General features: G+C 39.8%; 8 protein-coding genes. 5 read left to right on the top strand and 3 right to left on the bottom strand.

All coding sequences use genetic code 11. The features are described from left to right. Positions 1-252: 252 nt before the first annotated feature. On the bottom strand, positions 253-2982 hold the full coding sequence (locus RMY00_RS08680) for a PAS domain S-box protein (protein ID WP_416212058.1): 2730 nt from the start codon (positions 2980-2982) through the stop codon (positions 253-255). A 915-nt stretch (positions 2983-3897) separates the two neighbouring features. Between RMY00_RS08680 and RMY00_RS08685 the strand changes: the two genes are divergently transcribed. The 4 genes from RMY00_RS08685 to RMY00_RS08700 all read left to right on the top strand — a co-directional run bounded on the left by RMY00_RS08685 (position 3898) and on the right by RMY00_RS08700 (position 11821). Further along, positions 3898-6438 carry a proteasome protein gene (locus RMY00_RS08685; protein WP_322647155.1) on the top strand — a complete coding sequence of 847 codons (2541 nt, stop codon included), beginning with the start codon at positions 3898-3900 and terminating at the stop codon, positions 6436-6438. A gap of 138 nt (positions 6439-6576) precedes the next feature. Continuing rightward, positions 6577-7386, top strand: coding sequence for an Rpn family recombination-promoting nuclease/putative transposase (locus RMY00_RS08690; protein WP_322647380.1), 810 nt, complete (start codon positions 6577-6579; stop codon positions 7384-7386). Between the two features lie 217 nt (positions 7387-7603). Then, the gene (locus RMY00_RS08695; RefSeq protein WP_322647156.1) at positions 7604-10579 is read left to right on the top strand and encodes a molecular chaperone; all 2976 of its coding nucleotides are present in this window, start codon (positions 7604-7606) and stop codon (positions 10577-10579) included. A gap of 150 nt (positions 10580-10729) precedes the next feature. Continuing rightward, a complete protein-coding gene (locus RMY00_RS08700) occupies positions 10730-11821 on the top strand; it encodes a hypothetical protein (protein WP_322647157.1) in 1092 nt (363 codons plus the stop codon). A gap of 102 nt (positions 11822-11923) precedes the next feature. Here RMY00_RS08700 and RMY00_RS08705 read toward each other — a convergent pair whose 3' ends face one another. Both RMY00_RS08705 and RMY00_RS08710 read right to left on the bottom strand, forming a co-directional pair. Next, entirely contained in the window at positions 11924-12103 is a 180-nt protein-coding gene (locus tag RMY00_RS08705) for a high light inducible protein (RefSeq protein ID WP_109008463.1), read from the bottom strand. A 245-nt stretch (positions 12104-12348) separates the two neighbouring features. Continuing rightward, on the bottom strand, positions 12349-12840 hold the full coding sequence (locus tag RMY00_RS08710; RefSeq protein ID WP_322647158.1) for a hypothetical protein: 492 nt from the start codon (positions 12838-12840) through the stop codon (positions 12349-12351). Between the two features lie 456 nt (positions 12841-13296). Between RMY00_RS08710 and RMY00_RS08715 the strand changes: the two genes are divergently transcribed. Continuing rightward, a complete protein-coding gene (locus tag RMY00_RS08715; RefSeq protein WP_322647159.1) occupies positions 13297-14178 on the top strand; it encodes a DNA adenine methylase in 882 nt (293 codons plus the stop codon). Positions 14179-14249 lie beyond the last annotated feature (71 nt).

Consider the following 14249-nt stretch of genomic DNA (forward strand, 5'->3'; position numbering starts at 1 on the left):
CCAAGAAATTCCTTAACCGAATGGTATTGGACTACACCTACGCAAAGATAATACTATCATTACAACGTTTTTTAAATGATTAAACTGCAACATTTCTACTCTTATTTCCCCGTATTAGAAGAAATAATCCCCCAATTACTCTAAATTTTAGGTTCTTGGGGGGTTCAAATATTGCAGCAAAAAGCGAATTAATCTTAGTTAACAACTAGTAGGTTAACATTTAATTAAGTTTTGATTAAAATTGCGTAATAATTACAAATCGGGTTGTTGCTTGAATGGAATCATGATCGCAAACTCGGTACCTTCTCCTGGTGCTGAAATACACTGGATTTGCCCACCATGTTTTTTGACAATAATTTGGTAACTAATTGATAATCCCATGCCCGTGCCTTTACCGACGGGTTTCGTAGTAAAGAAGGGGTCAAATACGCGTTTGCGTACTTCCTCAGTCATGCCTAGACCATTGTCGGCAATACCAATGATTACATCGCCTTCTTGGATGAGTGTGCGAATGCGAATTTGGGGAGTAGGGAGTAGGGAGTAGGGAGTAGAGAGTGTTTCTTCCCCCACTCCCCATTCCCCATTCCCCACTCCCTCTTCTAAAGCATCGATCGCATTTGTCAACAGATTCATAAACACTTGATTCATGTGTCCAGCGTGACACATTATTGGTGGCAGATTGCCGTAGTCTCGGATTACTTGGATTTCGGAATGTCCTGATTTGGCTTTCAGGCGATTTTGCAACAGCAGCAAAGTGTTATCAATACCTTCGTGAATATCTACTGGCTTTGTACCGTCTTCATCAAGGCGAGAGAAATTGCGTAAAGATAGGACAATTTGCCGAATGCGTTCGGCTCCCATGTCCATAGAATCTAGGATTTTGGGTAAATCTTGCTTGAGAAAGTCTAAATCAATGGCGTAGACTTGTTCGTGAATCTCTGGTGTTGGTGGGCAGTTCTGTTGATAAAGGTCTACCAAGTGCAGCAAATCCTTGGTATATTCACGGGCATGGCTAATATTGCCGTAAATAAAATTGACAGGATTATTGATTTCGTGGGCAATACCTGCAACCAATTGTCCCAAACTGGACATTTTTTCAGTTTGAATCAGTTGTGCTTGGGTTTGTTGAAGTTCTAGCAGCGCCGCTTCTAGTTGCTGGGCTTTGTCTTGGGCTATTTGGGCAGCGATGCGACTTTGGGTGTAAAGTTTTGCTTGGTCAATGGCGATCGCTAATTGAACTGTAACTGCTTGTAGTAATTCTACTTCGCTGTCCAACCAAGGCCGGAAACCACTACAAGAACCACAGCTAAATGTGCCAATTTCACCTGATTGGGTGTGTACGGGGAGCGACATAAAAGCAGTGAAACCAAAATCCTGCAAAAACTGCTGTGTAATACCATCGCTGACAGTCTCAACATCATTAATGCGGATAATTTCTCTGTTTAAGGTTTTGGCTGCGATTAGTTCGATTTCTGCATTAGTTGCTTCTTGCTGATTAAGCGTACAGGGGAAAGAGGAACTTTTCGCCTCATATACTCTCTCCCAGCAGGGTACATCAACGTCTTGGCGATACCAAAAGAAGGCGCAACGATCAATCTGGAATAAGTTACGAATTTCTTGTACTGCGGTTTGCACAATGTAATTGAGATCCAAGGAAGCTCGAATCTGGTTAGAAAGACGATTGAGTAGGGCTTCTCGTTGGGCGCTTTCTCTAAGTGCAAGTTCTGCTTGTTTGCGGTCAGTGGTGTCATGGCAAATACCAACGAAGTTTAAAACATTGCCATTGGCGTCTTTAATAACAGATGAGTTGCTTGTATGCCATCGCCAAGTACCATTTTTGTGTTTTACGCGATATTCAATTGCGTCTTGTTTCTCACTTGTTGTCAAAATTCTTTGAAAATAATCGGCACAAATATGCACATCGTCAGGATGTACAAAGGGAACAAAGGATTTACCTTCAACTTCTGCAACCTTATGTCCAAAAATTTCTGTCCAGTTAGGAGAAACGTAAGAAAATATCCCTTCAAGTGTCAGGGCAAAAATAATGTTATTGGCGTTTTCGACAATGCTGCGAAACTTGTTATCACTTTCTATGAATGCTGCTTGGATGGTGTCGCTAGTGTGACGGACAAGAATTATGATTTGCTGGTCTGCTAATGGTAATAACCTAGCTTCAAAATTATTCTTCCCGGATGGTAGTGCTAAGGTATATTCAAAACTGACTTCATATTGAGTTTCAAGTACTTGAGTTATTGCCTGCTGGAAGCGATCGCCTATAGCGATCGGTAAGCATTCTCGCAAACTCTTGCCCTGACAATCTCCTGTTGGGATATACGGGTAATCCATCTTCCCTAGTTTGTAATCTATAATACTTCCATCAGCATCAAGACGAAAGTACAAATCAGGAAGCGCTTGCAAAATCGCTGCAAATTCTGATGTTTTTTGGTGTAATTGTGCTTCAACTGCTTGGCGTTTTGCAGTTTCAGCTTGTAGTTGTTCTAGTGCTTTTGCTAATTCTGCTTCCTGGCTTCGTTGATAATTTGTAGATACCTGGCTGCTTTCTCTCAAGGTAGGTGGCACTTCTGTTATATCTATGCAATAACCGATGTAACCAACAAAGCTACCATTTGCTGCAAACCGTGGCGCGGCTGTATCTAAAATCCAGCGATATTCGCCATCAGCCCGACGCAGACGATATTGCCTCTGGAACGAATCATGCGCCGTAAATGCTCGTAGATATATATCTTCACATCGCTGTCTATCTTCTGGATGGACGCTGCAAGCCCAGATATTGCCTATCTCCTCTTCTCGCGCAGATACAGACGCGTCTGTTGTTAGATGTTTTCCAGTAAATTCTAACCAACTTGCATTTAAATAACAGTAAAGTGCATTGCATCCAGTCATCCAAATCATCAGAGGAGCAGTATCCGCCTGCTGGCAAAATACTTTTTCATCCTGTTCTATTTCTTCCTCTTCGATCATGATTTGGTTAATGTTGCTCTGCACCTTTTTAGAAAACACTTTTGCCTGCCTGCTCTGCCTAAATTATTAAAATAATAGTGTGAAAATATAATTTGTTAATAAATATAATTTCATTTCAATCTGTTATTTATTTTAATACTTTATTTCGTTTTTTGTTTGCAAAGATTTATCTTTTACTGTAAATAAATTAAGAAAATACTAAAGTTATCATTAAGATGAATTTCAGCGTGCTTGGTGAAATTTAAGCTATCCATGTGTCAAGAAACTTGTTTACTTTGTGTCTTATTAAAATTCGCTACAAATTTATCTTAGCTATGTAATCGCATTGCTCAAGAGCGTGATTTAGCTTCACAGAAACTACATGATTCACTATGTAGTGTTTACATCTTTATCAGAAATTTACAATAATCAGAAAATTCATATCAAATCAATATTGATTTTTTATCAAGAAGAATTCAGCATGAATTAGAGTCCTGGCGACTCAATACCGTGCGGTTAATAAATTTTTTATGTTTTCCGCGTAGGTAGACAATGCTAATGTAGTAGCGAATTATATTCATCTAATACTTTTGCGACATCCTCTGAAAATAAAGGCTATAAAAGGGTTTAATACCCACGTCTCTATCAAGGAGTCTTTAGTTAAATTGTGGTATAAAACTCTACTTACTTCATTGTGGCTCCTGTTAGCGGTAGCGAGGCGTTTAGCCCATTCTGACTTCTAAATTCTTTTTCGATTTTCCAATTAAAACCCGATTTTTCAAAGTTATCTTGACCGTTCAAAACGCCTCATCCCAAAATCGCAAATTAAATGAGAGAAATGCTAAATGTGATATCAACACGTTGCAACAATGGCTAGCAATCGCATTTTATATGTTATAAAGCTCACAGAAATTAATGTTAGGCGGAAACTACTTTATGGAACCCGATAAACTGGGCCGTTTTAAGGAGTACGGCGAATTCATCCTCCGAAAGATAGATTCTGTGCCCCAGCACCCTTCAAAACAAGAAGATTGGGTTCCAGCTAGTCTTGACGACTGTCTTCTGCGTCTGCGGTCAGCTGCCCAGAAAACTGTAGACTTGGCAACTTCACCTGTCAAAATTGGGGTGATGGGGGAATTCAGTAGTGGGAAAACTCTACTTTTAGGCAGTCTAATTGGATATGCCGATGCTCTGCCTGTTAGCGAAAACCCGACTACAGGTAATGTTACCGCCATACACATCATACCGCAAGATGACTTTGCCACTACTCAATTAAGTAATTTTACGGTAGATTATCTTTCTCATGAAGGAGTGCATGAGTGTCTACGCTTCATGTTAGGGGAAGCCAATAAACGGACGACAGCAGCAGGGCTTCCTCCTATACCAGTATCGAAACTCAACTCTGGCACAGATATTATTGGCTGGTGTGAAGAAGCATGGAATAGCAGTAACAATTTAGAGCTACGTTATTTGCTCCGGGAGTTGGTATTATTCCTGCGGGCTTATCAGGCTTATGGAGAAGTTATGTGTGGTGGGCGTTACCAGATTGATGCTACCACCGCCCGCGAGGGGCTACAGCTAGTCGAACAGCCAATGGCAATCCAAACTCTGAAATTTGAAGATTTACCGCCAGCGCATATCCGATTACCAAGTCCACCCCAAAGGCTACCAACAAAGTTATTGCAAAACAGTTTCCCACTGATCCGCCGCGTCGATATTGATGTGAAAATCTCACGGGAAATTTGGGATTTTGCAGGTGCAGCTAAATTTATTCTTATCGACTTTCCAGGATTGGGGGCTGCTAATTCGGGGGCTAGGGATACCTTTTTGTCGCTGCGAGAATTGGCAGAAGTACAAACAATTTTGGTATTGCTAAATGGTAAATCTCCAGGGAGCGATCGCGCCAATAAAATCTTCACGATGATGCAGCAGCAGCGACCAGGACAAGACCTGAAAGATTTAATTCTCGTAGGTGTAGGTCGCTTCGATCAACTCCCCCTAGATAGCGAAGGTGGTGAAAGAGAACTTGACCAACTGATTGAAGATAGCCATTTACAAGAGGAAACCGTTTTCCAAAAACTCAAAGTTCTGCAAACAACCATTGACGGTGCAGAAGCGTTTACAACTCAAAAAGACCGCATCGTTTTACTATCGCCACTGTTGGGACTAGCTGACTTGGCGAAACGTTCTAGTAGCGTCAAAGCAGGCTCAACAGAGTTTTTGGCTAACTTAGACTATCCTGATTATCTAGATCGATCTAAACGGCTACAAGAAAAATGGCAGCACTTAAGTGAACGACTGTTAGAATCTAACACTCGCAGTTATTTGGGCAGACAGCTAGGTTACTTTAGTCAAGATGGGGGACTTAGTAAGCTGCGGGAATTGATTCAAACCCACGTAGCCACTCATGGTCTAAAGCAACTGTATGAAGATACTCGCAGAGCGGCTGATGTGGTGAGTCAGCAACAAGATCACTTAAAGGACATCATAGATGAAATTCACGAGCAAGGTATCCCTACAGGTGATAGTCCCGCCTTTATCGAATTGCGCTTTGTGGTCGAAAGCTTGGATAAAATCTATCGGAATTTTCAAAAAGATTTAGGGAAAGAACCACTCAAAGACCGACGTGGTGTAGTCGTCAGCGATGTAGTTAAAGACGAACTCACTTTTAGAATCCTGAATTGGAACCAGTGGACTTTACTCTTCAACAAAGCCAACAATGGAGCGATCGCTCTGGCAGAATCTAAAGGTGCAGCCGGGAAATTATTTGATCGGGGAAATCGCGTCAATAGTTCCCTTCCAACTAAGAGCGATGATTTTTATCCAGTATTTGAAAAAACCGTTAAAGAAGTAGAAGATTTTGCCCGCGATCGCATCCATCAAGCAGTGGTAGATTTGTTGAATCAATTGTCAAATTATGTAGCCCCAGAACGCGAACAATTGCAGGCATTTTTCCATCCAGATATGGAACAAGAAATCGAAGAAAAATTTGGTTTTGAAGATGCCGATCTCTTTTACAAATTATTACTAGGATGCGATCCTAATGAATGGAAAGATGCAATCATTTCCGAAATCACTAGTAAAGACAAAACCGTTGCACCCGAAATTATCTTTCCTTTAGCACGTAAAGACGAAAAACACAACGTTGGACAAATCTTTGATTGGGCACCAGAAAAAAGCCAAGGTTTACCTAGATCGAGCAATCATCAACTTTTAGTACTGCGGCTGCGAGATGAAATCACTGCTAGCGCCAGTCTTCACCTTGTGCAGTATGTTAGCGAAGTTAATCAGCAAATAAATTCTGAAATAGAAGGCATTTTGGATCAAATTATTCCTAGTTTGCAAAACCTTTCAAAAAAAGAAACTTTGCTGAGGTATTTGGCGGCTGGAGAATTGCCATCTGAGATAGCAATTCCGACTTGGTTGCAAATTATTTCAGAACTTGCTGCTGTTTCTTACTTAGATGATTTGAGATAAGCTAACTCATACCATTTTGGATTTTGGATTTTAAATTTTGGATTGGAAATCGCCTTTGTGTGTCTGGGTTTTGTGAATACATTAAGCGAAGCGCAATCATTTTTTCAAGCGATCGGGTATGGTTATGAGGATGTATTTGTGAGACGGGATGCTATTTTTTATACAATTTTCAAGCGTGTCCCAGGATTGTTTTTTGAGTTAGTAGAACAGCCACCAGCCGAAGCTGCTAGCTATCGTTTTGAATCTGTTGAAGTTAAAGAACCAACATTTCGGATTGATGGGGTATTTTTACCTCCACCTGATGCAACACCTCAGATGATCTTTTTTGCTGAGGTGCAATTCCAAAAGGATGAGTTACTGTACCATCGGTTTTTCTCAGAATCCATGCTGTATATGTATCGTAACCCGTCGCTTTACGATGACTGGTACGGAGTAATTATTTTACAATCTCGCAGCTTGGAACCGGAAAAGACTACTATTCACAGATCGCTACTGAACAGTTCTCAAGTACAACGGATTTATTTAGATGAGTTAGGTAGTCCTGATGAGCAGAAAGTAGGTATTAGTTTGATGCAGTTAACTATTGCCTCAGATACTCAAATGGTGCAAGATGCGAAACGTTTAATTGAGCGGGTGCAACAAGAACAGATAACTGTTTTAGCTAAGGAAGAGATAATAGATGTAATCACAACGATCGCTGTTTATAAATTTGCCAACTTAAGTCGTGAAGAGGTAGAGGCAATGTTAGGAGTTAAGTTAGAAGAAACTAGAGTTTATCAAGAAGCTAAACAAGAGGGACGAAAAGAAGGACGAGAAGAACTAAAGCTTGAACTTGTACCTCAGTTTTTAGCTCGTGGTATGTCGATGGAAGATGTTGCTCAGTTACTTAGTTTAAGCATCGAACAAGTAAGACTTGCAACTGAGCAAGAATCTTCAAGATCAACTTAGTAACTGCCGTAATTTTAATAGGGATGCCTAGTTTGGGCTACGCCTATGCCCTTTCATATAAAAGCGTAGCCCGACGTAGATATCGGGACAAATAAAAAAGCCAGTGCTAAAGAGAATCAATGGTACAAGACCAAAAATTCTCTAAATTTGTAATTTTATGATAGAACATTACAGTTTTTAGCCAGCTATAAAACAAACAACAGAAAGTGATACTATAATGAACCCTTTTCAACTCAACAAATATAGCGAGCAAGAACCAAGCGAGAAACAACAAAAAAGATTTCCAGGATGGTTTGCTTTAGATTTTGGTACATCAAATTCTACAGTTACACTTTTCGATCCTATTGAAGTACCGATCGCAGAAATTCTACCCAAAGAACAAGAAATGCGACTGCGCGATCGCTTATCACAATGGTTGAGTTCTCCCGCCTCAGTGGCTTTACCAGATGTCAGTGCTGATGATTGGGAAAAGTTTATTGTAGAAATTAGCAGAAACCTGGAGATAGAACCCAGCCGATTGAGTGAAGTCTTTGAAAGTGACAATAAAGAGCGATTTTTGGAAGCAATTCGCCAAATTGAACTTTCTTTAGGAAACAGTGAGAGATTCCGCCGTGCTGTCAGCAAAAAACTTTACCAAATCTATCATGAAGTGTTCCGCGTTCCTACTCTAGAGTCGCAAAATCTGATTCCAGTTGTGCTGGATATTGATCGCCGCGATACGGAGATTCCCAGCGAGTCGGAAATTTCGCAGTTAAGCGACTTAAAACTGCGGATGGGAAGGGAAGCGAGAGATAATAGAAAAAAGGCGATCGCTCAAGGTACAAGCGGTTCTTTAAAGGAAATTATCAGCAGATTTCACCATTCACCCAAACGCTATTTTGGTCAGGATCGTTTGTTTCCAGTTGTTTTGGATGGTGAAGAAGAATTAATTACCGCTAACCAACTGATCCAATCTGCTTGGGCGCATTTAATCGAGTTAACTGAAGATTACCGCCAACGCGCCCAACGCAGGTTTTCAGAAGGAGATTTTTTGACAGCAGTTGTCACCTACCCTACTGTCGCCCCACCAGTTGTTCGTAAGGAAGTTAAGGAATTAGTTGAGCAGTTGGGGATCGACGATGTGCAAACTGCTTATGATGAAGCCGTTTCTGTGGCAATATTCTTTTTATGGCGAGAATTTGGTGGTAATCTCAACATTGGCATCGAGTCATTCAAAACCCGTTGTCGCCAAGCCGGAAATAAATGGTCACAAAATGTTCTCGTTTTGGATATTGGCGGCGGAACCACAGACTTAGCTTTAATTGAACTGACTTTAGAAGATAAGACTCCTAGTTTTGCCGATTATGAAGACCGGGGTTTAGGAGGACGTTATTATAAACTTACCCCCAAGCTATTAGGTTCATCTGGTCATTTACAGTTAGGTGGTGAATTAATTACGCTAAGAATTTTTAGATTATTAAAAGTTGCGATCGCAGATTTTTTATTGACATCAGTGACATCAGGTTATATAGAAAGTGAAAAGCTAGAAGATTTAATTAACTCTGAGTTAAACGAGCGCTTTTTAGAACAAGGCAAATTCAAAACTGGTAGTCTTTTAAAATGTCTAGATAAAGAAAATCCAGAAGGTGATATTGCTTACAAAGATGCCCTAGATACTGCCGAGAAAGTATTACCCACCCGTTGGCAACAAGCGCCCCAACGCCTGCAATCATTTTATATCCTCTGGGATTATGCAGAAGCCGCTAAACTTAAACTTGGACAAAAGCCAGCAGCAGATAATTCTCTATTAACCTTCACACTTTCTGAACAGCAAATTTCCGAACTGCTCACCCAAAGCGCCGTAAAATTGCAAGTCAACGATCCAAATAACATCTGCATTACCCTAGATAACCAGCAATTTGAACGAGCCGCCGTTTCAGGAATTAAAGAAGCGATCGGTATTGCCAAAGGATTAATGGAAAGTCGCTTACGTCCCGATGATATCACCAAAGACTCTTGGAATTCTCAAAAAGTTGATTGGTTAATTTTGTCTGGAAAAACTTGTAATTTAGACATAGTACAGCGCCAAATCTATCAAGAATTTAGTAAATCTCCATATTTTGTCTGGAATCCAGAACGAATTACCTTTGTGCTGGAATTTACCAAATTAGCCACCTCCGCCGGTGCTTGCTATGCCGAGAAGCTACGAAGATTAAGGTTCGATCCAGAAGAGTCTAAAAGCTTGCTACGTAAAGGGGCTAACCAGCTAGAAATTGATGTCAAAAATCTGTTTTATTATTTGCCTTGCAACTTTAAACGCAAAACCCAAAGTAACGATTTACTCACCATATTTAAGGCTGGACAAGAACTTTATCAACTTGCGCCTTGGGAAACTGTCGCCAAGGTTCGGACTGCATGGCAAGGAATCCAATTAACTAATATTATTTACCGTCAAGATTACGAAGATGGAGATTTACGACTATGGGGTAGCTTCGACGGTAAAAATCTCATGAATAAACTGGGAATGCAAGAAGCAGAGTTTTTGAGAAAAATTAAAGTTCAGTTTGAGATTGACCAAACCCTTGAATTTAGTGTGTTGCTTTGTCAGGGAAATCCGCATTATTTAATTGACATTCCTGGCATTGATTTGGAATCGGTAGTTTCAGGAACTTCGGCGCTATTTGCTGATGGCAAATTGAACTGGAATATTGCTGTGGAACGCTTCAATAAAGACTTGAATGATGGTGATATTGCCGTCAATGTTCTTGAGTCTGCAACTGTTGATCAACCAGATGCCTATCATCTTGTATTTGAAGTAGGTAATGATGGTAGTAAATTGTTCCAAAAATTTCACTATCTGCGCGATGGCGTGACGGAACCAGGAATTGGGTTAATTAGTAATCCCTTACCTCCCTTCCCGCAAACTGGCCAACACACTTTCTATATTTATCAAACAGACGCCGAAACCAACAGCAAAAAATGGATAAGAATTGGCGCACTCAGCAAACCAGATGTAACAACAGATTACCCTTGCCAATATCGTGTAACTCTAGACGATCAAGGCATTTTGCGAATGCACGCTGGTGAAGTCCCTTACTGGACATCAAACAGTCAAGAATGCCTAAAAGAAGAGGGATGCGTTTATCTTGCTGAATTAGAATTGCAGCCCAACGAAGTAGATAAAGAACGCGATCCATTTTGCGGCATACATTAACTCTTGTATTCAACCTCTGCGTTCCTCTGCGCTAACCTTTGCGTTCCTCTGCGTTGAAAAAATTAATATTTTAAACGCATAGGGGCGCAGAGGTTTGCCAAGTTTAATTCGCTACGAATCACATACAAGTAATATTTGGAGGTGAGATTCATGCAGCACTTGCGTCAATTATTAGAGATAGAAAATTCAGAGTTAGCCCAGTTACTGCGGTTTAGTTTGTATGGGCTAGAGGCTACTTTAAATCAGGCTCGCACAGAATTACCACTAGATCCAGGATCTAAAATATGCGATGAGGTGCTGCAAGAACTTCATAACCTGTTGGAACCTTCACTTCCACAGCAAAATACTGGTTGGGAAGATGCGCCAGATGATTTAAAACTAAATCATTTGCGGGAAGTTTTTGATTCTGACTCAGAACTTAATTATTATCTGGGTAATTCCCAACTGCAAAGCACAACGGACTCAGATTTGTGGAATGAGATTCAACGCAAGCTGTTGCGAGTACCAGAGGATTTAGCTGCAACTTGGCGATCGCGCACTTTGGATTTAGCCCAAGAAGTTGGTGCGATCGCAGATAATTCTAACCTCTATCAACTTCCCTTTATCCGCGATGAAATTATCTACCCCGGACTTAGTGGTACTGTTCAAACTCAGGGATTATCCTTGTACCAACAAACACTTTCAAATCCTAAAAACACGCAAGTTAATGTATCCGATTTACCAGCAGCATTCCTATTTTTATATATGAATTTTATCGAAATAGACCCAGATTTACATCATGCTTTAAAGAGCGTTTTTAGCTTCGATGTCATTTCCTTACACTCCAAAGTAGAACAGCGCGATCAATATATTGATGCTTTAAGCGATCGCTTCCAACGCACCCAAAAAGCTGAAAAAAATACTGATCCCCTGTCAATTCTCCGTGCTTGGATTGACATGGACGAAGCTATACATTCCCTAGTGTTTGTACCACCGGCTGAACGCTATTCTTGGTGGGGAAAGCTACAACATGAATCACGGCGCATCTTGAAGAAAGTCGCTGACGAAGCTATTAATGCAGGTAATGAAGTGCGAATTCGCCAATTATCAGGACTTTATGCAGATATCTGTGCTTCATCCAAAGATGACTTACAACTAGACTGTGGTGGTATTCCTGGCGAAGTCTTAACTTGTCTTCGAGTATATGCACGAATTAATCAGGAAGAATCTCCCGGTCGTGTAATATTTCGCTCATCACGCTAACTGCTAGCAACTTTTTTAATTCTTGAGATTACGAGGCAAGGCAGACAATTTTACTAATCCCAGCCTTGCCTCATAATCTAATGAAGCTAAAAACCTTTAAATCTAGAGGATGCCCCAGAAGTGTAAAATCCCTTGACCAGAAAATACTTCAAGCGCAACGGCAGATAAAAAACCAATCATTGCAAAACGACCGTTCCAATTTTCGCTTTGAGGAGTGAAGCCCCAGCGTAAAGCATTAGGATCTTCTGGAACCGAAGCCGTAGTCTTCTTAACGTCTGCCATAAATAATACTCCGAGCTTTTATGTTGTAACAGTTATTACTGCCTGTAAAGTAATGTAACAGGTTTTTACGAAAATGCAACATAAACTCTAGATAAAATTTATAGGCAAATATTACGGGTGCGTAATTTCTATCTTAGATAGTTTGCGATCGCTTATGTACACTGACAAATAAAATGTTACAAAAACCGTTAGAGTGAACAAGGCTTCAGTCTTGCTCACTCTACTCGGTTATGCTTGCTCCATCCTTAGTCTGATACTCGACTCCATGTAGGAGCGATTAACTGCCCAGCCAATCCTCCTTTTTGACCAATCGCAAAAACCTGGGTTGCTAAGAGTATGCTTCCTTTTTTCTCAGTCTCGGAGATTATAAAATTATATGTAACCGTGCCGGTAGAAAAAGGGATCGTAGCAATACCTGTACCATTTGTTGCTACCGAATAAGTTCCATTCGTCACCCGGGGAATATCGTTAATGTTTCTAGAACAATTAGGAATGGGATTGCTACACGGTAAGTTCGCTATGAGATCGATAGTTAGTCCACCTTTTCCATTGAAGGTTATCGGTCCTAAGCTGGCAACATTAGCACTGTTGTTGATATAGGCATAATTTCCCTGAAGACTGGCCTTTGTGAAAGTCTGATCGCTGGCCATAGCAGACTGAGCAGTATAGATACCCAGTATGACCAAAATTACTACCATTACCTTGAAAATATTTCTCAGAACAGATTTATTTTGCATTTTTTTGCCTCGCTTTAATAACTAAAAATTGAGATTCCCTACTTGAGATATGACACAAAAGCTTAAAGACTAGCTCAAGCGCAACCGCTACATGAAACGGTTAACTCTCTTGGCTGCTGTCAGATATCAGTTGCAACAAAATGCTGTTCTGGCTGGGATAAATATAAAATTTCCCACCAGTCAGATTTTGTAGCAGCCAAACTATTTATTAGACTGGTTTTATCGGTCTAATACCTCTAATTCTGATGATTAGACAGAAAAACCGCACTCTAATATCCCCAAATAGGCAATTACATTGTGATTAGTGGAAATACTACCACCATTAGGTGGACTAAACTGCAAAATTCCATATTTCTTCCAATTGACATGACTGGTTATTATCCATCAAGTAATTGGTTGTCTTTTTTCTAAATATTTGAATAATTAAATATATTATTAAGCCATAAAAATTACTTTATGCTCAAAAGTCCTCTCCGATATCCTGGCGGTAAATCGAAAGCAATAAATCAAATATCTGAATATTTACCAGAAAGCTTTTCGGAATTCCGAGAACCTTTTGTAGGTGGTGGTTCTGTATTTATTTATTTAAGACAAAAGTTCCCTAATATCAAGATTTGGATTAACGATTTAAACCGTGAACTCTTCTTATTCTGGAAGGTTGCCCAGTCTGATATAACTCAGTTAGTTAAAGAAATTAGACATATTAAAGTAAAATATACAAATGGCAAATTATTATTTTCGGAATTGATTAGTGTAGATGTAAATAAATTATCTGATTTAGAAAGAGCAGTTCGCTTTTTCGTCCTCAATAGAATTACTTTTTCTGGAACCGTAGAATCAGGCGGTTTTTCTGAACAAGCTTTTCATAAAAGATTTACTGATTCTTCAATAAAAAGATTAGAAAAGTTAGAAAATATTCTCTCAGAAAATATCCAAATTACTAATTTGGATTACAGTCACCTATTAAAATCAGAAGGCGAAGATGTATTTTTATTTTTAGATCCGCCATATTTTAGCGCTACGAAATCAAAACTCTACGGTAAAGATGGTGACTTGCACACTTCTTTTGAACATCAGAGATTTGCTAACTTATTGCAACAATGTCATCATCGCTGGTTAATTACCTACGATGACTCATTGCACATTCGAGAAAATTTTCAATGGGCTAATATTTCAGAGTGGGAATTACAGTATGGGATGAATAACTATAAGCAGAGTGGTGCGGCTAAAGGAAAAGAGTTATTCATTACCAATTACGAAGTTAAACTTGATTTGGAAAAAAAATCACAAGTTCAGAATCTTGCTAATCCAGCTTTGCAATTAAGGCTTGAGATTTAAGCCTAACTTTGATAGCTTCCAATTTTCCGGTAGGATAACCCCATAGCTCTTAATATAGCTACAACATACAA

The sequence above is a fragment of the Nostoc sp. ChiVER01 genome (assembly GCF_034531155.1).
In the GTDB taxonomy this organism is placed as follows: domain Bacteria; phylum Cyanobacteriota; class Cyanobacteriia; order Cyanobacteriales; family Nostocaceae; genus Nostoc.